This window comes from Streptomyces sp. NPDC088553 (assembly GCF_044752965.1).
Taxonomy (GTDB): domain Bacteria; phylum Actinomycetota; class Actinomycetes; order Streptomycetales; family Streptomycetaceae; genus Streptomyces.
Window position 1 is genome coordinate 605539 of sequence record NZ_JBIVMG010000004.1, and the last position, 19484, is coordinate 625022.

The window sequence follows — 19484 nt, forward strand, 5'->3', positions numbered from 1 at the left end:
TGCGTGGCACCGGTGCGTACGTGAACGTGAACCGTGAACGGTGAAGAGGAGAACGACGATGGCGGAACCCGCGGAGCGGAGCGGACAGCGGCGGCTCAGGCCGGCACCGCTGGTCTTCGAGCCTGCCGAGGCGACCGCCGACCCGGAGCACTTCTTCGACCTGGAGTCGATGGACGATCCGCGGGAGCTGCTGGCCCGTGCGACGGAGCTGACGCTGGCCTTCCGCGCGGCGACGGACAGGGCGACCGAGTTCCAGGCGATCGCGGCGGCGCAGCTGGCGGATCCGCGCCGGTTCGACTGCCTGACGGCGGCGGACGTCGCAGAGCGGGCGCAGTGGACCGAGGACTACGCCCGGCGGATGATCGAGTTCGGCCGCGATCTGATCAGGACGAACGGCCGCCCCGCGGAGGACTGACCCCTCGACGGTGGCCGAAAAAGCACCCCTGGCATATGCCGGGGGTGCACGATACTCCTCACCCTCCCGCTCTGTCCGGAATTCCGTGAACTCTCGGCGACCGGACTGTGACAGCCGGTAGACCTGAAGGCATGACGACGTGGACGCGCGACGAGACCGAACACGACATCTTCCGCTTCCTCCGGGAGGGCGACGAGGGGCGTCACCAGACCGCCCGGGTGACCGCCGACGGTGCCTCCTGGCTCGCCTCCGCCACCGGGAGCCGTGAGGCCGCGCTGACCCGCTGGGAGTCCCGGCCGGCCTCTCCCGCGGCGCTGCCCTGCGGGGGCGTCTTCGACGTCGTCAACGTGGACCCGGTCTTCGGGCGCCGCATGCTGGACCGGCTGTGGGAGGAGGGCCCGGGTTCGGGGCCCGTCGCGGTGCACCGGGGCCGGATGATGCTGTTCGCCGCGCCGGGCACGGCCCAGCGGCTGCCGGCCCTGCTCGACTGGGAGGAGTGGGGGGACGCCGTCCCCCGGCCGCTCTGTCATGGCATCGGGGACGCGGTGACCGTGCCGCCGCTCGTGCCGTCCGGCCCCTCCGGGCCCCGCTGGCTGGTGGCCCCCGACACCCGGAACCCTTGGCTGCCAGGCCCCGAGGTCATGCTCTGGGCCTGTGTGCGGGCCGTCCGGGCGGCTTCCGCCGCCGACGTGCGGGTATCGATTTTTCCTCCCGCCGATCCGGGTGCTAATGTCTACGACGTCAGCAGGCGCCGCTAGCTCAGTTGGTTAGAGCAGCTGACTCTTAATCAGCGGGTCCGGGGTTCGAGTCCCTGGCGGCGCACAGACAGAGGAAGCCCCTCGCGGAAGCGAGGGGCTTCTTCGTGTTCCGGATGCGTTCCCGGCCTCGGCCGCCGTCCCGGCCGCTCAGTCGACGGCGGGCGGGGTGATCCTGACCGTCCAGGCGCCCGTCCCGGTGCGTTCGGCGACCTCCACCCGTACCCCCGTTCCGGGCACGGTGAGCGTCTCGCCCTCCTCCAGCGGGGCGTCCGCGAGCGGCGGGTAGACGGAGCGGTCCCAGCAGGCCTCGGTGTGCGGGTGCGCGTCGACGACCTCGACGGGGCCGTCGCCGGAGGCCGCGTTGCCCCGGACCCGGTAGACGAGGACGCCCTCGGTGCAGGTCTCTGCGTTGCTCCCGGCGCTCCCCCGGGCCTCGACCGCGAGGACGCTGTCGGGGCCCGTGCGGACCACGGCGAGCCGGGTCCCGAGGCTGGCGCCGGGCGCGGGCTGGGCGTCGGTCGGTTCCAGGCTCACCATCCGGGGACCCGTCCCCTGGACGCAGGCGATCTGGGCGGTGGAGAGCCAGCCGAGCTTCCACTTGTGCCAGCCGAAGAGGTCCGGGGAGAGCCCGAACTGGCTGCCCATGACGTCCCAGTCACCCACATGGGTGTCCCAGTCGCCCTTGCCGTCCGTGGGACGGTGGTAGAGGTCGGGCAGGTCGAAGACGTGCCCGGTCTCGTGGGCCAGGACGTTCCGGTCGGGCGGGTGCCGCTCGAAGACGGTGACGACCCGCTTGATCTCGGTGCCGTCGACCTCCATCGGCTTCTCGAGGTTGACGACCTTGGTCGCGTCGGAGTCCACCCCGGGGGCGTCCGGGTCGGCGACCAGGTAGACGATGTCGTACCGGGAGAAGTCGACGCTCGCGTCGGCGGCGTCGATCGCGTCCCGGAGATAGGCGGCGCGCTGCCCGGCGTCCCAGTCACGCCGTATGTCGTACGCGCTCGACTCCTTCGGCATCGGGGTCCAGCCGCGCCGGGGGTGCGGGCGCAGGCTGAAGCGCCCGTAGGAGGCGCGGCTGAAGTACTCGCTGGTGGCGGGGAAGTGGTCGGCGGCGAGTTCGGCCGGATCGGTGAGCGGCTCGGCGTCCGGGAACGACAGGAAGATCATGACCGCGTCGAGGGTGTGGTCGGGGCGCGGATACGACCTGTTCCAGGTGTCGAGGCCGAGCGAGTGATGGGCCGCGGTACGGGGCAGGGCGCAGGGACTCGCCGAGGGGGCGCCGACGGCGGGGCCGGCGACGAGCCCGGTGGCGGCCAGGGCGGCGAACGAGGTGAGGGCCGCCGCGCCGGCGCGGAGCCGCGAGCGGTCCACTCCCCCGGGTGGCTGCTGACCCCTCACGTGGACCTCCGGATCGGGAATGCGGGACACTCCACCCACCTTGTGATGATTTGCGACGTTTCGCACGTTTCCGCTGCCCCGGTCGGGTGAGGGCGCGCCACGCGGTCGACGCGACACGGGCGCGGTTCAGCTCACGGAAAGTCACATTCGGTCACGTCGTCATCGACCCGTGTCAGACCCGCGCAGAAACGATCGGGCGGGGTGCGGCGGTGGCCGGTCTCACAGCGGCGGGCGCTCTCCGGAGGCGCTTCGGAGCTGGAAGGCTCCCCCGTACGGGCTCTATGATCGGCACACTCTTCCTTGGCCGACCATCCCGACCACATGTGACCGGCCCGACTGCACTACGGGAGCGAGCGGTGAGCGGAACCCCCGAAGGACCGGTGCACCCAGAGCCGCCGGAGACGCGCGCGGCGGAATCCGCACTCACGGAGCGTCACCCCCCGTACGGAGCCGAGCCACGTGTCGGCTGCTCCCCCTCCGAACTCCGGGACTACCGCGCCGCGTTCCGCGTCGCCCAGCTCGCGATGGCCGTCATCGACCAGGACGGCGTCGTCGTCGCGGCCAACGACTCCTTCGGCACCCTCCTCGGCGCCGCGCCCGAGGCGCTCCGGGATCAGGCCGCCGCCGACCTCGTCGACCTCGCGTCCGACGGCCGCACCTGGCACGCGTACCGCGAGGTGCTGCGCGGCCGGCGCTCCCGCTTCCGCTGCACCCGCCGCCTCAAGCACTCCGACGGGCGCTCGCTGTGGGCCGAGGTCACCGTCGCCCCCGTGCCCGACAGCCGGCGCGTCCTGCTGTCGATCGCTGACATCAGCGACCGGCGCGAGCTCCAGGCGCGGCTGCGGCACCTCCAGATGCACGACCCGGTGACCCGGCTGCCCAACCGCGCCCTGTTCTTCGAGCGCCTGTCGGCGGCCCTGGAGGCCTCGGCGCAGGACGCGGCGGACCTCGCGAGCGCCGCGGCCATCGCGGGCACCGCGAGCGCCTCGGCCACCGCCGGCCCGGTGGGCCCCACGGGAGCGGCGGGCACGGGGGGCCCGGGCGGGACGATCAGCTCTTCGTACGAGTCGTACGGGTATGGCAGAACAGGGCGGATCGGCCTCTGCTACCTCGATCTCGACGGCTTCAAGGCCGTCAACGACACCCTCGGCCACCGCGTCGGCGACCGGCTCCTCGCCGCCGTCGCCGCCCGTCTCACGGAGTGCGCGGACAGCGACGGCTACACCCGCAGCGGCGGCCATCTCGTGGCGCGGCTCGGCGGGGACGAGTTCGCGGTCCTGGTCGAGGACTCCACCGGCACGGAGCAACTCGCGGATCTGGCACGCTCGGTGCTGTGCGCGCTCCAGCGGCCCTTCGACCTGGGGGGCCAGCGGCTCTCTGTCTCCGCCTCGATCGGTGTGGTCGAGCGCTCCGGGTCCGGCACGACGGCGACAGCCCTGATGCAGGACGCCGACACCACGCTGTACTGGGCGAAGGCGGACGGCAAGGCCCGCTGGACCCTCTTCGACCCGGAGCGCAACGCGCACCGGATGACCCGGCAGGCGCTCTCCTCCACCCTGCGCCCGGCCGTGGAGCGCGGGGAGTTCGCCCTGGAGTACCAGCCGCTGGTGGATCTGGCGGACGGCGCGGTGCGCGGGGTGGAGGCGCTGGTGCGCTGGAACCACCCGCAGTTCGGCGTCCTTCCGCCGAATCGGTTCGTCGGGATCGCCGAGGAGGACGGCTCCATCGTGGAGCTCGGCCGCTGGGTGCTGCGCACGGCCTGCCGGCAGGCACGGCAGTGGCAGAAGGACCATCCGCGCGAGCGTCCGATCTTCGTCAGCGTCAACGTGGCGGTGCGTCAGGTCTGGGACTCCGACCTGGTCGCCGACGTGGCCGGCATCCTCGCGGAGACGGGGCTCGCCCCGTACCTGCTCCAGCTGGAGCTCACAGAGTCGGCCGTGATGGGCTCCGCCGGCCGGCCGCTCCAGGCGCTCCAGGCGCTGAGCGACATGGGCGTGCGGATCGCGATCGACGACTTCGGCACCGGCTACTCGAACCTGGCCTATCTGAGCCGACTGCCGGTCTCGGTGCTCAAGCTGGACGGTTCCTTCGTCCGGGGCTTCCAGGACGAGGAGCACGCCAACCCGGCCGACGAGCTGATCGTCGAGGCGCTGGTACAGCTGGCGCACCGGCTGGGTCTCACGGTCACCGCCGAGTGCGTGGAGACCTCGGGGCAGGCGAGCCGGCTGCGCCGGATCGGCTGCGACACGGGGCAGGGCTGGCTGTACTCGCGGGCGGTGGCGCCGGACCGTATCGCGGAGCTGATCGGCGCGGAGCCGCTGCCGGTCTGAGGTCCGTGCGCCGGAGGCATGGAACTGCCCCCGGCCGGAGGGACATTCCGGGCGGGGGCAGCGGTTCATGCGGGGTTCAGCGGGTCACGTGAGCGATTCCCGGATCCCGGGTCAGGGCCTCAGCAGGCGCCCTGGTCCTTCCAGACACCCCACTCACCGGTGGTGCCGGGGGTCTCGTTCTGGGTCCACCACTGGGCGAGCCACTTGCGGCCGTTGTGGGAGACGACCGTGCCGCCGTTGTAGACCGTGCCGGCCACGTACGCCGGGACCGAGCCGCAGCCCGTGGGCGGGGTGGTCGGAGGCGTGGTCGGAGGCGTGGTGGGCGGGGTGGTCGGGGGCGTCGTCGGCGGGGTGGTCGGCGGGGTGGTGGTGGAGCCGAGCGCCGTGTTGATCTGCTTCAGCAGGGTGGCGTTCTCGTCCAGGCCGAGGAGCGAGTACATCATCGCGCCGGCCAGGCCGCGCTGCTTCGCGTAGTCCACCCGGGCCTGGATGGAGCGCTGGTTGAGGCCGGTGAAGAACTCGCCGTCCTTGTAGAAGTACGAGGACTTCGCCTGGTCGTCCCAGAAGGTCGTCGACGCGTTGTCGACGATGCCGCCGAGCTCCTTGTAGTGCGCGATGCCGGCCTGCTGGCTGAGCGGGCGGGCGTTGGAGCCGCCGGTCGCGGTGCCCGCGAGGCCGTTGGCGGAGCCGGCCGGGACGCCCTTCCAGCCGCGGTAGTAGAACTCGTAGCCCAGGGTCAGCTTGTTGGCGGGGAAGCCGCCGGCGATGCCGTAGGCGGGCTTGCCGTCGATCCAGGAGTCGATGGCGTTGTCGATCGAGTACTTCTCGGTGCCCGGCGCGATCACGTCGGTCGGGTCGTTCGAGCCGGAGTACAGCGGGGACTGGTGGTACGTCGGCCCGTCGCCGTCCCAGGCTCCGTGCATGTCGTACGTCATGATGTTGGCGTAGTCCAAGTACTGGCCGATCTTGTCGGTCTCGATGTACTTGATCTTGTCCTGGCCGGCCGGGAGGGCCGAGGTCAGCAGGTACTTCTTGCCGCCGTTGGCGGCGCCGTACTCGTCGAGCTGCTTGCGGAACTCGGCGAGGAGCAGCGTGAAGTTCTGCTTGTCCTCGGGGGCGTAGTGGTTGCCCAGGTGGCCGCCGGAGGAGCCGGGGTACTCCCAGTCGATGTCGATGCCGTCGAAGATGCCGGCCGCCGTGCCCGCGCCGCCGAAGCCGCCCTCGACGGGCAGGTTGCCCTTGATGTACTGGTCGATGCAGGAGGAGACGAGCTTCTTGCGGCTCGCGTCCGTCTTCGCCGCGTCGCTGAAGTACTTGGAGTACGTCCAGCCGCCGAGCGAGATGTTGATCTTCAGGTGGGGGTATTTCGCCTTCAGTTCCTTGAACTGGTTGAAGATGCCCACGATCGGCTGGTTCCACGTGTCGGCGACGCCGTCGACGCTGTCCGCCGCACCGAAGGACTTCTGGTAGTCGGCGTACGAGTCGCCCGCACCGTCACCCGCGTTGGGGTTGTTGTCGTCACCCGCGGCCTTGTTGGCCATGAAACAGGTGAGGTTGGTGGGGTGGATGTTGCCGAACGAGTAGTTGATGACGTCCAGCTGGCCCGCGATGCCCCGGGTGTCGAGGTGCTTGGGGTAGAACGCGTTGCCGTAGACGCTCCACTGGTCGTAGTACGCGATGCGCACACCGCCCGCAGCGGCAGTGGTCGTCGTGTCGGCCGCCTGGGCGGAGCCGAGGCCGACGGTCGCCGCGAGGGCGCCGGCGGCGAGGGCCGTGCTGAGGAGCGCGGCGATCAAGGGCTTACGGGGGTGCACGTGCGGCCTCCATCGGGGGGAGTGCGGGGGTGGTGCCGTACAGGAGCTGGAGCAGTGATAACCGGCACGTGAACAGTGCGTCAATGGTCTGAACCAGATTGAGGACTAGACCAATTAGAAGGAGAAAGGCCTCGTCAGAGCCGCGCAGCACAAAACGGAACCGCCCGCCACCATCGGTGACGAGCGGTTTAAGGTTCACTTAGGGGTGGCGCGGGGCCGGATCCGTGCAGGAACCAACCGGCCCGGGGAACCAGGGTTTTTACCCGGGCGTCCCCGGCCCGGAACAGGTGTCGCGCCCTACTCCGCCGGCAGCTCGGGGAGTTCATAGGCATCCGCGATGAGCTCGTAGCTCCGCAGTCGTGCCTCCCCGCCGTGCGCGTTGGCCGTGATCATCAGCTCGTCCGCGCCCGTCCGCTTCCTGAGGTCGTCCAGGCCGGTACGGACCTCGTCGGGGGTGCCGTACACGATGTTCGCCAGCCAATCGTTCACGAACTCCCGCTCGGCGGGGCTGAAGTCGTACGCCTCCGCCTCCTCCGGCGTCGGCACCAGGCCGGGCCGGCCGGTGCGCAGTCGCAGCATCGCGAGGGCACCGGAGAGGACCTGGCGGCGGGCCTGCGCCGCCTCGTCGGCCGCGAGCGCCGAGACGCCGATCATCGCGTAGGGCGCGTCGAGCACCTCGGAGGGCCGGAAGGACTCCCGGTAGAGGTCGAGCGCCGGGATCGTGTTCCTGGCCGAGAAGTGGTGGGCGAACGCGAAGGGCAGCCCCAGCAGGCCGGCCAGGCGCGCGCTGAAACCGGACGAGCCGAGCAGCCAGATCGGCGGCCGGCCCTTCGGGCCCTGCACCGGGCCGGGCACGGCGTGGATCCGGGCGTACCGGTGGCCGTCCGGGAAGTCGTCGTCCAGGAACCGGGTCAGCTCGGCGAGCTGCTCCGGGAAGTCGTCGGCGCCCTCGTTGAGGGTGGCGGTGCGGCGCAGCGCGGCCGCGGTGGCCCCGTCGGTGCCGGGCGCGCGCCCGAGACCGAGGTCGATCCGGCCCGGGGCGAGGGCCTCCAGGGTGCCGAACTGCTCGGCGATGACCAGCGGGGCGTGGTTGGGCAGCATGACGCCGCCCGAGCCGAGGCGGATGCGTCGGGTGTGGGCGGCGAGGTGGGCGAGGATCACCGCCGGGGACGAGGAGGCGACGCCGGGCATGGAGTGGTGTTCGGCCACCCAGTGCCGGTGGAAGCCGCGCCGCTCGGCGAGCCTGCTCAGCTCGACGCTGGTGGCGAGCGCCTGGGTCGCGGTCCTGCCGCTGCCGACGGTCACCAGGTCCAGCACGGACAGCGGCACGGGCGCGGAGCCCCGCGCCTCTCCTCGAATAGCGTCGGTCACCTTCGGGACCCTCCTCGGCACACGTACGGACTCATGGACCGACCCATGGATCGGCTGAACGACCCGCGGATCGGCGTGGACTCGATGACAACAGGAGGGTGTCTCCGTTTATTCCGGGGGCCCCGCGGGAGCCTTCCGATGGTTATCAGCCACCTCGCGGGGCCGGAAGGCGACCGGAACGACCGCCACCGCGTCCGTTTCCCCATAAAAAATCTCGCGTTCTCCCAGGGCCGAACGCACGCGCGAACCCCCTCGCGCACGGCCCTGACCTGAGACTCTCGGGGGAACTCATGACCACGGCATATGCCAGGGTGGTGCGTCCAAGGCCAGGGCCCGGATGCTCCGCATCATTCTCGCCAACAGCCGCCCCGTAAACGGCGCTTGGCGGCTATCGTGGTACGAAAGCTTGCGGTCACAACCTGGTAGGGGGAAACCGTGGCGCTGAAGCCCGAGCCCACCGCGCCGTTCCACTCGGTGCAATACGCCTTGCGCGTCCTCGAGACGATCTCACGGCACGGTGGCGGAGTGACGGACGTCCAGATCGCGCGCGAAACCGGCCTGCCCGTGGCCCACCTCTCCTCGCTGCTCCTCATGCTCCGCCGTGAGGGGTACGTCGAGCAGGTCGCCGACGGCGCATACGTGATCGGGGACTCCCTCGTCCTCCTCGGCTCCGGCATGACCCGCCGCGAAGCCCTGGAGGCGAAGCTCCAGGAGACCCTGACCGAGCTGCGCGACTCCGTCGGCGCGGCGGTCTACATCAGCCGGTACATCGACGGCGAGGTGAAGATCACCCAGTTCGCCGACGGTCCGCGCACACCCAAGGTCAACGAGTGGGTCGACTTCCGCTCGGCCGCGCACGCCAGCGCGGTCGGCAAGTGCCTGCTCACCCAGCTCGACCAGAACGGCCGCCGGGACCACCTGTCCCGGCACAAGATCGCCCGGCTGACCTCCCGGACGATCACCAGCGAGCGGATCCTCTTCTCCAAGCTGGACAGCCAACCGCCGACCGTCCCGGTGCTCGACCTCCAGGAGTACGCGGTGGGCACGGTCTGCGCGGCCGTTCCGCTGACGGCCGGCTCCGCCGTGGGCTGCCTGGCCCTCTCCCTCCCGATCGAGCACGCCCACCGGCTGCGCTCGGCGGCGGACACGCTGAACCGGCGGGCGGCGCCGGTGGTCATGGCGCTGGCGATCTGAGACATCCTGTTCCCCGGGAAGCCGAGGAATCCGCGGCGCCCCGGGGCATTCGGGGGTCCCTGCGGCGCGGTCGCGCGGGGTGGTCATGAGCACCCCGCGGGACCGGGTAGTATTTTCTCTGTCAGCAGGCGCCGCTAGCTCAGTTGGTTAGAGCAGCTGACTCTTAATCAGCGGGTCCGGGGTTCGAGTCCCTGGCGGCGCACAGACGGAAGAAGCCCCTCGCGGAAGCGGGGGGCTTCTTCGTGTCCCGGCGTCGGCTCGGGGGTGTCTCGTCGATCAGGCCGCGGGTCCGCCATGATCGGCAAGACACCCCTAGGCCCGGAGGTAGGTCAGGACGGCGAGGACCCGGCGGTGGGTGTCCTCGGCCGGCGGCAGATCCAGCTTCGCCAGGATGTTGCCGATGTGCTTGCCGACGGCCGCCTCGGTCACGACCAGACGGCGGGCGATCGCGCCGTTCGAACGGCCCTCCGCGACCAGGCCCAGGACCTCGCGCTCGCGCGGGGTCAGCGCCTCCAGCGGATCGCGGTGCCGGCGGAGCAGCTGCCGTACGACCTCGGGGTCGACGACCGTCCCGCCGTCCGCGACCCGGGCGAGCGCGTCCAGGAACTCCTCCACCTGACCGACCCGGTCCTTGAGCAGATAACCGACGCCGGTCCCGTCGCCCGCGTCCAGGAGATCGGCGGCGTAGCTGCGCTGCACGTACTGGCTGAGGACGAGGACCGGCAGGGCGGGGCGCTCGGCGCGCAGCGCGACGGCGGCGCGCAGCCCCTCGTCCTGGAAGCCGGGCGGCATCCGGACGTCGGTCACCACGATGTCCGGGTCGTGGGCGGTGACCGCCGCGCGCAGCGCCTCGGCGTCCCCGACGGCGGCGACGACCTCGTGGCCGAAGCGGGCCAGGAGCCCGATCAGTCCCTCCCGGAGGAGGACGCTGTCCTCGGCGAGGACGACGCGGAGCGTTCGCTCAGTGCGGGGCATGGGATCTCCACTCGGAGGAGGGTCGGCCCGCCCGGCGGGCTCATGATCGTCAGTGTGCCATCGAGGACCGCGATCCGGTCGGCCAGGCCGGTGAGCCCGGAGCCGCCCGCCGGGTCGGCGGCGCCGCGCCCGTCGTCCTCGACGTCGATCCGGAGGACCCCGCCGCTGTGCCGGGCGGTGAGCGAGGCCCGGCTCGCCCCGCTGTGCTTGCCGATGTTGGCGAGGGCCTCGCAGCCGGCGAAGTAGCCGGCGCTCTCGACGGACTCCGGCAGCCGGGGCAGGTCGACGTCCGTGGCGACGGGCACGGCGGACCGGTCGGCGGCGTCGGCGAGGGCCGGGCCGAGGCCGTAGTCGGCGAGGACCTGCGGGTGGATGCCGTGGATCAGCTCGCGCAGCTCGGTCAGGACCTGCCCGGCCTCCGCGTGCGCCTTCGCCAACTGGTCGGCGAGCGGGCCCGGCGGGGCGTCGAGGCGGGCGAGCCCGAGGGTCATCGTGAGGGCTACCAGGCGCTGCTGGGCGCCGTCGTGCAGATCGCGCTCGATCCGGCGCCGCTCGGCCTCGAAGGCGTCGACGAGCCGGGCACGGGAGGCGATGACCTCGCCGATCGCGCCCTCCTGGGCGGATTCGCGCGGGGTGAGCAGGGCGCGGACGAGGGCGGCGCGGACGCCGGCGACGGCGGCGAGCGGGTAGGCGAGGGCGACGAGGAGCAGGGCGCCGAGGAGGGCGGCGGCGAAGGCCTCCGGGTAGGAGGTCACCAGGTACGCCTTGACGACCTTGGCCTCCTGGCCGTCCACCGCCAGCTGGACCGGCGCGCCGAGGAGCAGCACGGGCAGACCGACGCCGACGGCGACGGCGAGGAGGTCGAGCGGCCACAGCACGGTGGCGAGGAGCAGGGCGTACGCGAACTCCCGCCAGGTCGCCTGCTCCCCCGCCCGGAGCCGGAGCCAGGCGGCCAGGCCGGGGACGGTGGGGACGCGGTGCGGGTCGGGGGCGGGGTCGAGGTCGACGAGGCGGAGGCGGCGGCGCTCGACGCCGCCGAGGGCGAGCCCGGAGAGGAGCAGCGGGGGCAGCCCGACGAGCAGGACGGAGAACAGCCCGAGCAGCACGAACACGGCGCAGACGGCGGCCCCGAGGAGCGCGCCGGTCGCCAGGTAGGCGACGGCTCGCCAGGGCCAGGGCCCGAGGGGGAACCGGGGCCGGGTGAGCGCCTGCCAGGGGGTACGGGGGTCCATGCGGCCCCACGTTAGGCCCGCCGGCCGGGGCGGGGCGATGGGGCTGAGGGGTGGGGCGGGGGTGTGGCTGGGCCTACCCCCGCGACGGTCGGCGCTTCGGTCCGGCGCCGGGCGCCCCGCACCCGCACCCGCGACGGCGACTCGCCCCTGCGGTCGCCGCCGGGGGGCCACCACCTAGGGCTGGTCGAGGGCGTGTTCCTTGAGGAAGGCCCCCGCGTGGGCCGCCGCCTCTTCCCTCGTCGCGTACCGCTCGTCGCCGTCCGCCGGCCCGCCGGTTCCGTCGGCGCCCTTGCCGGTCCAGCCCCAGCCCTCGGGCGAGGGCGTCAGTTCGGCCGTTCCGCCCCACAGTGCGAGCGCGACGCCCGTCGGGCGGGTGACGGCGTCGGGCCACTTCTTGCGGGCGCCCTGCCGGGTGATGCCCCACACGGCACCCAGTTGTTCGTAGCTCGCGCCGTAGGATCCGGCGGTTCCCGCCGCGATGGCCGTCAGCCGCTTGACCTCCGCGTCCACCACCTTCCAGGCGGCCAGTACGGACAGCGCCGCGTCGACCGGGTCCGCCGCCCACATGCGGTCCTCCGGCAGTCCGGACGCGCGCTGTCGCAGGGCCGACGCGAGGGGGTCGAGGGCGTCGTAGAGGGCCTTGTCGAGCTCGGCCTGTTCTTCGGGGGTGATCTCAGAGGAGGTCATGCGACAACTTTAGTTTCCAATCAGCGGTCTGTAAACTTTGATTTCCGGCCATGGCGGGCGTACTCCGCCCGGAGCGTGGCGACGACCTCGGGAGCCAGGGGCTCGTACGGGGCGCCCGGCGTCGGGCGCCACCAGACCGGGTCCCCACAGAGGAAGGACTCGCGGCGGAGGGCCACCCGGTGGATCTTGTTCGTGGCGGTGAGGGGGAGTTCGGGCACCACCCGGACGAAGCGGGGCGGCATCTTCGTGCCCAGGTCCCGCTGCTCCGCGAGGAAACCCGCGAACTCCGCCGGATCGAAGACCGCCCCCTCCCGCAGCGCCAGCGCCGCCATCACCTGGTCCCCCGCCACCGGGTCCGGTATCGCGTAGACCGCGACCCCCGCGGCCCGGTCCCAGCGGGCCAGGATGTGCTCGATCATCGCCGCCGCCAGGTTCTCGCTGTCGACCCGCAGCCGGTCGTCCGTACGGCCCGCGAAGTAGAGGTAGCCGTCCGCGTCCCGGTAGAAGAGGTCGCCCGTCCAGTACCAGCCGTCACGCAGCCGCGCCGCCTCCGCCTCCGGGTGGCGCCAGTAGCCCTCGAAGGTGCTGCGGCCCCGGTTGACGAGTTCTCCGACCGCCTCGGCGGCGTTGAGCAGCCGGCCCGTGGGGGAGAAACGGGCCGCCTCGCACTCCCGGCCCGTCTCCGCGTCCACCACCGCCAGGTCGTCGCCCGGCGCCGCCCGGCCCACCGCGCCCGCCGGGGTGTCCGGCGTCCGCTGGATCGACGCGCCTCCCTCCGAGGAGCCGTACCCCTCCACGAGGGGCACCCCGAAGCGCTCCCGGAAGCGCGCCGCGTCCACCGCCCCCGCCTCCGTGCCGAAGCCGAGGCGGAGCCGGTGCGCGCGGTCCTCGGGGGTGGGCGGGGTCGCCAGGAGGTACTGCACCGCCCGGCCGACGTAGGTGAAGTAGGTCGCGTCGAAGTCCCGTACGTCCGAGAGGAAGCGGGAGGCCGAGAAGCGGGCCCGCAGCGCCACCCCCGCCCCGGCGGCCAGCGCCGGCGCCCAGTCCGCGATCACCGCGTTCCCGTGGAACATCGGCATGCAGACGTAGTGGACGTCGTCCCGGCCGACGGAGAAGTGCGCCGCGAGCGAGGCGCCGGCCGCCGCGAGCCGGCCCTGGCTGCAGAGCGCCGCCTTCGGCGCGCCCGTCGAACCTGACGTGAAGGAGAGCAGGAAGCGACTGTCGGGGCGTACGGGGCCGAGGCGCGCGTCGCCCGGGCGGGCGGACCCGTACGGCGCGAGGAGTTCCCGGTACGCGTCGGTGTCCGTGACCAGGATCCGCACCCCGGGCAGCGGGAGGCCGTCGAGGAGCGGCAGGTGGGCGCGCTGGGTGACCAGGACCCGGCACGCGGTGTGCCGGATGTCCCGGGCGAGTTCGGCGCCGCGCCGGGTGGGGTTGATCCCGGCGACGGCGGCCCCCGCGAGGGCCGCCGCGCTGAGCCAGAGCGGGTACTCCGGCGTGTTGTCGAGCAGGATGCCGAGGTGCGGCTCGCCCCCCGGCAGGGGTGGCATCAGGTCCACGAGCAGTGCGGCCCGCGCGGCGGCGCCGGCGGCGACCTGGTGGTGGGTGAGGGCGTGGTGCTCGTCCCTCAGCCCGATCCGGTGGTCGCCCCATTGGCGCCGTACGAGTTCCGCGACGGTGTCCGCACCCCTCATGGGCCGGACTGTAACTGACGATCCATCAGAAATGAACGGGCGGGAACGACCGCTCGGCGACCGTCAGGAACGGCCGCCGAGCGGCCCCGGCGTCAGAACCTGACGTCCGAGCACGCGTAGAACGCGTTCGCCGTGTCCGCGATCGTCCACACCGCCAGGATCAGATGACGGCCCGTCTTGCCCGCCGGGATCGTCCCGGAGTGCGAGAGGGTCGCCGGCGGCTGCTGGTTGTTGTAGGGGACGGTCAGGAACGGCTGGGGGTCCAGCATGGCCCGGGTGAGCTTCTGGGTCCCGTTCCAGCCGTTCTTGGTGATGTAGTACTTGAAGTCGGTGGTGGCGTGCCGGGCCGTGAACTGCCAGCGGAAGCTGTAGCTCTGCCCCGACGTGAGCTGCGTCGTGGGCCACGCACCGCCCCGGGGGTCGTCCAGCTGGGCGAACTGCGTGAGCCCGGCGGAACAGATCTTGCCGTCGGCGGGACCGGCGGCGGGGAAGCCCTTGGGGCCCTCGACCGACTGCGGCTCCCACTGTATGGAGCCGCAGTTGGTCACGGTGCCGTTGGCGCAGAGCTTCTGGCGGCTGATCGGCGAGTCGGTGTAGCCGTGACTGCCGGCACTACCGGTGGCGAAGAGGGTGACGCCGGCGACGCCGAGCGCCACCACCGCCGCCCCGACTGACTTTTTGCGCATGCTTCGCTCCAGGAGAACGTGGGGGAGTTCCGTTGGGCCGTGCGCGCACGCGTGCGGTGGTACGTCGTACCGATTTTGGTCTGGACCAAGTACCAAGGTATGGACGGAAGTTGAACATGTCCATCCCTTCACGCCCCCTCTACAGGACCCGTCCGACCCGTGTAGAACGCCACCGTCAGGTCCTTGACCAGCGCCTTGCGCTCGTAGTCGTCGAGCTCCACCAGACCACGACTGGTCAGCCGGTGGACCACGTCGTCCACCGCGTCCACCACCGAGGTGAGCACGCTGTCCCGGTGCTTCGCGTCGATCGCCGCGATGCGCCGCCGGCGCATCGCCGCCGCCACGTCCGGCGCGTACTCGATCCGCGTCGGCTGCGCCGAGAACACGTCCACACCGACCGGAGCGCACTCCGCCGACAGCATCCGCGTCAGCGCCTCGCCGACGGCCTCCGCGTCCCGGAGCGTGGGAGCGTCCTCGTGGAAGGCGTCCGCCGGAAGCTGCGACAGCACCCGGGCCATGGCCGCCTCCACCTGCTCCCGCAGATAGTCCTCGTGCCCGTCGACGCCGAGCGCCGCCCGGACGGTGTCCCGCACCCGCCACACCACGAGCACGGTGACATCGAGCGCGGTGCCCTTGGCGTCCACCGCCGACAGCGGCTCACTGCGCCAGTGCCGGAGCCGTACGTCGACGCGGCGCCGCAGCAGGAGCGGGCTGACCCAGACCAGACCGGTACGGCGGACCGTGCCGCGGTAGTCGCCGAACAGGGTCAGCACCCAGGCGTAGCCGACCCGGCCCCGGCCGAGCCCGCCGAGCGCGAACAGGGCGAGGACGACGCCGAGCGCGAGGAGCGCCCACTGGCCGAGATGGATGCCGTGGTACGGGCGTTCCGGCAGCCGCAGCATCCGGGACGCCTCCTCGGGCACGGCCCCGGCCCACCACACGACCGCCGCGCACGCGGCGAGCGCGAGCGCCCCGCCGACCACCCCGACCCACCCGGGCAGCACCGGCCCGGGGCGCTCGACGAGAGCGGGGTCGGCGGTGGGGGCGGGGCGGGAGGCGGAGGCCTGGCCGGTGGCCTGAGCGGGGGCCTTGGGGGCCCGGGCCTTGGGCTGAGCCTTGGGCGGTGCGTCGCGTCGCGCGTCGAGCCGCGCGTTCGACGGGGACTTCGGCTTCGCCCTCTGCTCGGCCCCGGCCCGGCTGGCGGCCCTGGTCCCGGCGGAGTCCGCCTGGGGCTGCTCCTCATCCTGGCCCTGGACCTTCGACGGGCCCGGGATGGCGGGACCCGTGCCCGTCCCGGACAGGGTGGGCGCGGCCATGGCGACGGTGTCGGGACCGCCGTCGTCCTCGCCGGCCGTGAAGGGCACGGCGTTCTCCGGCTGGTCGCGGAAGAGGAGGTGCACCGGGATCGAGCCGGTGGTCTCGGCCCCGATCACGTTCTTCCGCCGCGCGACCCGTACGACGGCGGCGACGGGCACGGCGACGGCGCCGACACCGGCCCCGGCGATCCGCCCGAAGTCGGGGGTGGCGACGGTCGGCGCGGCGACCGCGGTGGTCGGCGCGGCGGCGACCGCTGCGGGGACCGGCGAAGGGCCACCGGACCGCACGGTGACGGCGGCCTTCAGGGGGGAGGGCGAGGTGGGGCGGGCGTGCTTGCCCGCGCCGGGGGGCGTGGTGCCGGGGTAGGCGGGCGGGACGGGCTGGACCCGGGTGACCACCGGGGCGCTTCCCGGGGCGGCCGACGCCCCTGTCGCCGTACCGGAAGCGGAGGTGCCGGAAGCGGAGATGCCGGAAGCGGACGTGCCGGGGGGCGCGGAGCCGGCCGGGGGCGCGGACACGCCGGGGGGATTGGCCCTGCCGGGGGCGGTGGACCCGAGCGGGGCCGTGGACCCGCTGGGAGCGGTGGTCCCCAGCGGGGCCGTGGACCCGCCGGAAGCGGTGGACCCCAGCGGGGCCGTGGACCCGCCGGAAGCCGTCGACCCCAGCGGGGCCGTGGACCCGCCGGAAGCGGTGGACCCCAGCGGGGCCGTGGACCCGACCGAGGCCGTCGACCCACCGGGAGCCGTGGACCCCAGCGGGCGGACCGGCAATGTGCTGGAAGGCCTGCCGTCGGCACCCGGCCGCGTGCCGGCCGGCGCCGTCGCGTGACCGGGTGGCGTGGCGAACGGGCCGATCGGGGCGTCCGGCCTCGCCGCCTCCTCCGCCGCGGCGCCGCCTCTCGCGCCCGGCTCGGGCCACACCGGGACCCTGCCCCGCGAGGCCCCCGGCTCCCCGGCGGCGGCCGGGGCCGACGGCGCCGGTTCGGCCGCCGCGCCGGGTTCCGGCGCGGGAGCCGGCCCACCGGGCGTTCCGTCCGGCGTCCCGGCCGGCGTGGCGCCCGCGGGCACAGGCGCGAGGTCCGGGGCAGCTGATGCCGACGCGGCACCGTCCGACGTCGGCGCGCCGGCCACCGGTGCACGCTCCCCCGGCTTCCCCGACTCCGCCGGCTCCGTCCGCTCCGCCGGCTCCCCCATCCCGGCCGACGTGTCCCGTCGGGTCGGCGGGTTGCCCGGGGGTGCGCCCTGGGGAGGGGACGTACGCGGGAGGGTGCCGTCCGTCAGGCGGCGGGCCGTGCGGGCCGCGTCACGTGAGGCCGCCGCGCCGGAATCCGCGGGGTTCGGGGTCGATGCCGTCATTCGGGTCCACCTCATGCTCTCGGGGTCATCGGAACAAGCGCCGCCAGGTCTCCGGGCCCGGGTAGCCGTCGGCCGCTGCGCCGCGCCAGCCCTGTGCCCGCTGGAACGCCTCGACGTTGCGGCGGTCCGCCTCCGTCCAGCGCGGACCGGGTCCCGACAGGTAGTGCTTGCCGAAGCCCCGCTTCACCAGTTGTTTGCCCAGCTTCTCCACATATGCGTTGGATTGGCCCGGACGGAAGGAGCCACGCCCGGGAAATCCCGTCGCATTCGAACTCGACCCGCTGGAACCACTCGAACCGCCGATGTTCTTGCCCCCGCCGGCCACGAGGAGCTTCCAGGTCGCCGGGCCGGGCAGGCCGTCCGCCGCCTTGCCCTTCCAGCCCTGCGCCAGCTGGAAGGCCTGGGTCGCGCGCCGGTCCGCCTCGCCCCACTTCGGGCCGGGCCCCTTGCTGTAGTACCGCTTGCCGCCGCGGTCGGCGAGGAGCCGCCCGAGCTGGGTGACGTACGCGTTGTCGGCGCCGGGGCCGAACATCGCCGTACCGGGGTACGCCGTCGCCGTCGAGGCCGCCCCGCCGGTGCCGCCGGTGTCACCACCGCTGACGACGCCCTTGTAGCGGTAGGCCACGTACCGGTCGGAGTTCTCCCAGTACGCCATCGGCGTCGCCTGCTTCCGCGTACGCGGCTTGGTCTGCTCGTACGCGACGTAGGAGGTGTGGGTGTAGTCGGTCCAGCCGCCGAAGATCGTGACGTGCGAGCCGCGCGTCGGGTCGGCCGGGTTGTGGAAGAGCAGGATGTCGCCGGGCTGGAGCTCGGTGCGGTCGACGCGCTCGGCGAAGCGGTCGAGGCTGCCGGTCCACTCGTTGCTGCGGAGGTTCCAGGCCATCGAGATGTAGCCGGAGCAGTCCTGGCGGTAGCCGTCCGACCAGTACTTCTCCATGGAGTACGGGACCTGGGCGGCCACCCACAGCTTGGCGCGGTTGATGATCTCGGCCCGGGTCGACTTCCGCAGGGTGCCGGTCGAGATCTGACTGGTCGTCGGAGTCGCGTTCGGGGAGGGCTGCCCGCCGGGACCCGGCGCTCCGTGCAGCGGCCCGCGGCCGCCCTGCGGGGTGTCGGGCTCGGGGAAGGCGGGGTCGGCGGGGTCGGCGACGCGCCCGGCGGTGTCGGCGGTGTCGGCGGCGGCCGGCTCCGTGAGGTCCGCCGGGGTGAACGGGGCCGAGGGCGACGGGAGGGCCGTCGCCACGGCGGCCCCGCCACCGCCGAGGACCACGCCCGCGGCCGTCACCAGGACCAGGGCGCGGCGCGCGCCGTGCGCCGCCGGATGCCCGCCCGCCCGGACCGGCAGGCCAAGCGCGAGGTCGCGCCGCTGCCGGGCACACCCCGGGCAGCCGCAGTCGGCCGCGGGTTCGAACTCCTCGAAGACCGGCACGCTCATGCGATTCCCCTCCACACTCGTCAAGATCTTTTGACCCTTGGTTTCGGGCGTCAGTGTCTCAACTGTCTGGACAAATCGCATTTTGACGGATCGAAGGCCTGATACGACCATCCGACAGGCCGGAGGTGACCGTTATTGGTCAGGAGCACACCCGGACGTCGGGTAGAGTTCTCTCTGTCAGCAGGCGCCGCTAGCTCAGTTGGTTAGAGCAGCTGACTCTTAATCAGCGGGTCCGGGGTTCGAGTCCCTGGCGGCGCACGCAGAGTCAAGACCCCCTCACCGATGGTGAGGGGGTCTTGGTCGTTCTCGGCCCTGCCCGCTCCACGAACTACGGGGCGTTGCGGGCCAGTTCCTGGGGGTTCAGGAGGGGGCGCCGCGCGGCGGGTGGCTGGGGCGGCACCGTAGGACCGACCGGCGAGGCCGGGGTCTGCCGGAGCGTGGCCCTGGCTCGGCGCGCCTGTGTGGAGGCCGGCGGGTGCGGGTGGCCCTCTGGGCCGGGGGGTTCCGGGCCCCTACAGTGTCCGGAACCTCGACCTCCCGCGGTGGCACCGGGCTCCTCCCGCGTCCGTGAGCCCTGCGGTGGAGGACCCGCCCGGCCGGCGGCGACCGCGGGACGCGCGCCGCCGACCGGGACCGGGGCCGCGGCGCGCCCGCCGGGGCCCCGCCGAGCGGCAGCGCCCCGGACGCCTCACCACCCGCCATGCGGGCCGCGCCCGCGACACGGGACGGCGCCCTCGGCGGCGCCCCCGCCCCTTCTGCCTGGACGCGCACCCCTAGCTCGGTGCACACGGGGTGCGGGCCATGACGCCGGAAGCCTGGGCCC

Annotated in this window: 15 protein-coding genes and 3 tRNA genes; 8 read left to right on the top strand and 10 right to left on the bottom strand. The window is 73.1% G+C overall.

All coding sequences use genetic code 11. The features are described from left to right. Positions 1-58: 58 nt before the first annotated feature. The 3 genes from ACIP8Z_RS15775 to ACIP8Z_RS15785 all read left to right on the top strand — a co-directional run bounded on the left by ACIP8Z_RS15775 (position 59) and on the right by ACIP8Z_RS15785 (position 1237). Complete coding sequence (locus ACIP8Z_RS15775) at positions 59-415, top strand: hypothetical protein (protein ID WP_402083496.1); 357 nt, start codon at positions 59-61, stop codon at positions 413-415. 131 nt (positions 416-546) lie between these two features. After that, positions 547-1173, top strand: a complete 627-nt coding sequence (locus tag ACIP8Z_RS15780) for a bifunctional DNA primase/polymerase (protein WP_402083498.1) — start codon at positions 547-549, stop codon at positions 1171-1173. Continuing rightward, positions 1164-1237 (top strand) — tRNA-Lys (locus tag ACIP8Z_RS15785). Before ACIP8Z_RS15780 ends, ACIP8Z_RS15785 begins: the two co-directional genes overlap by 10 nt. Before the next feature lie 83 nt (positions 1238-1320). Here the strand turns inward: ACIP8Z_RS15785 and ACIP8Z_RS15790 are convergent. Then, positions 1321-2601: a M6 family metalloprotease domain-containing protein gene (locus ACIP8Z_RS15790; protein WP_402083500.1), complete on the bottom strand. Its 1281-nt coding sequence runs from the start codon at positions 2599-2601 to the stop codon at positions 1321-1323. 326 nt (positions 2602-2927) lie between these two features. Between ACIP8Z_RS15790 and ACIP8Z_RS15795 the strand changes: the two genes are divergently transcribed. Further along, positions 2928-4901 (top strand): putative bifunctional diguanylate cyclase/phosphodiesterase, encoded by a 1974-nt coding sequence (locus tag ACIP8Z_RS15795; RefSeq protein WP_402083503.1) that lies wholly within the window; start codon positions 2928-2930, stop codon positions 4899-4901. Between the two features lie 119 nt (positions 4902-5020). Here ACIP8Z_RS15795 and ACIP8Z_RS15800 read toward each other — a convergent pair whose 3' ends face one another. After that, positions 5021-6715 (bottom strand): glycosyl hydrolase family 18 protein, encoded by a 1695-nt coding sequence (locus ACIP8Z_RS15800; RefSeq protein WP_402083505.1) that lies wholly within the window; start codon positions 6713-6715, stop codon positions 5021-5023. A 297-nt stretch (positions 6716-7012) separates the two neighbouring features. Further along, positions 7013-8086 (bottom strand): LLM class flavin-dependent oxidoreductase, encoded by a 1074-nt coding sequence (locus ACIP8Z_RS15805; protein WP_402083507.1) that lies wholly within the window; start codon positions 8084-8086, stop codon positions 7013-7015. 435 nt (positions 8087-8521) lie between these two features. On the opposite strand from ACIP8Z_RS15805, the gene ACIP8Z_RS15810 reads away from it, so the two are divergent. Beyond that, positions 8522-9280, top strand: coding sequence for an IclR family transcriptional regulator (locus tag ACIP8Z_RS15810; protein ID WP_189829773.1), 759 nt, complete (start codon positions 8522-8524; stop codon positions 9278-9280). 128 nt (positions 9281-9408) lie between these two features. Continuing rightward, positions 9409-9482, top strand: a tRNA-Lys gene (locus ACIP8Z_RS15815). A 110-nt stretch (positions 9483-9592) separates the two neighbouring features. Here the strand turns inward: ACIP8Z_RS15815 and ACIP8Z_RS15820 are convergent. The 6 genes from ACIP8Z_RS15820 to ACIP8Z_RS15845 form a co-directional block, all read right to left on the bottom strand. Beyond that, positions 9593-10255: a response regulator gene (locus ACIP8Z_RS15820; RefSeq protein ID WP_402083510.1), complete on the bottom strand. Its 663-nt coding sequence runs from the start codon at positions 10253-10255 to the stop codon at positions 9593-9595. Next, complete coding sequence (locus tag ACIP8Z_RS15825; protein WP_402083513.1) at positions 10186-11487, bottom strand: sensor histidine kinase; 1302 nt, start codon at positions 11485-11487, stop codon at positions 10186-10188. The genes ACIP8Z_RS15820 and ACIP8Z_RS15825 overlap by 70 nt, the downstream gene beginning before the upstream one ends. Positions 11488-11661: 174 nt before the next feature. Next, positions 11662-12174, bottom strand: a complete 513-nt coding sequence (locus ACIP8Z_RS15830; protein ID WP_402083516.1) for a hypothetical protein — start codon at positions 12172-12174, stop codon at positions 11662-11664. A gap of 20 nt (positions 12175-12194) precedes the next feature. Next, positions 12195-13868 (bottom strand): AMP-binding protein, encoded by a 1674-nt coding sequence (locus ACIP8Z_RS15835; protein ID WP_402083519.1) that lies wholly within the window; start codon positions 13866-13868, stop codon positions 12195-12197. 92 nt (positions 13869-13960) lie between these two features. Then, positions 13961-14554, bottom strand: a complete 594-nt coding sequence (locus tag ACIP8Z_RS15840; RefSeq protein WP_383870400.1) for a lytic polysaccharide monooxygenase — start codon at positions 14552-14554, stop codon at positions 13961-13963. Between the two features lie 128 nt (positions 14555-14682). Continuing rightward, on the bottom strand, positions 14683-16269 hold the full coding sequence (locus tag ACIP8Z_RS15845; RefSeq protein ID WP_402083522.1) for an SPFH domain-containing protein: 1587 nt from the start codon (positions 16267-16269) through the stop codon (positions 14683-14685). A 67-nt stretch (positions 16270-16336) separates the two neighbouring features. On the opposite strand from ACIP8Z_RS15845, the gene ACIP8Z_RS15850 reads away from it, so the two are divergent. Further along, complete coding sequence (locus tag ACIP8Z_RS15850; protein ID WP_402083525.1) at positions 16337-16699, top strand: hypothetical protein; 363 nt, start codon at positions 16337-16339, stop codon at positions 16697-16699. Positions 16700-17251: 552 nt separating this feature from the next. Here the strand turns inward: ACIP8Z_RS15850 and ACIP8Z_RS15855 are convergent. Next, positions 17252-18661, bottom strand: coding sequence for a peptidoglycan-binding protein (locus ACIP8Z_RS15855; protein WP_402083528.1), 1410 nt, complete (start codon positions 18659-18661; stop codon positions 17252-17254). Between the two features lie 184 nt (positions 18662-18845). Here ACIP8Z_RS15855 and ACIP8Z_RS15860 point away from each other — a divergent pair. Beyond that, a tRNA-Lys gene (locus tag ACIP8Z_RS15860) sits at positions 18846-18919 on the top strand. The last annotated feature ends 565 nt before the right edge of the window (positions 18920-19484 follow it).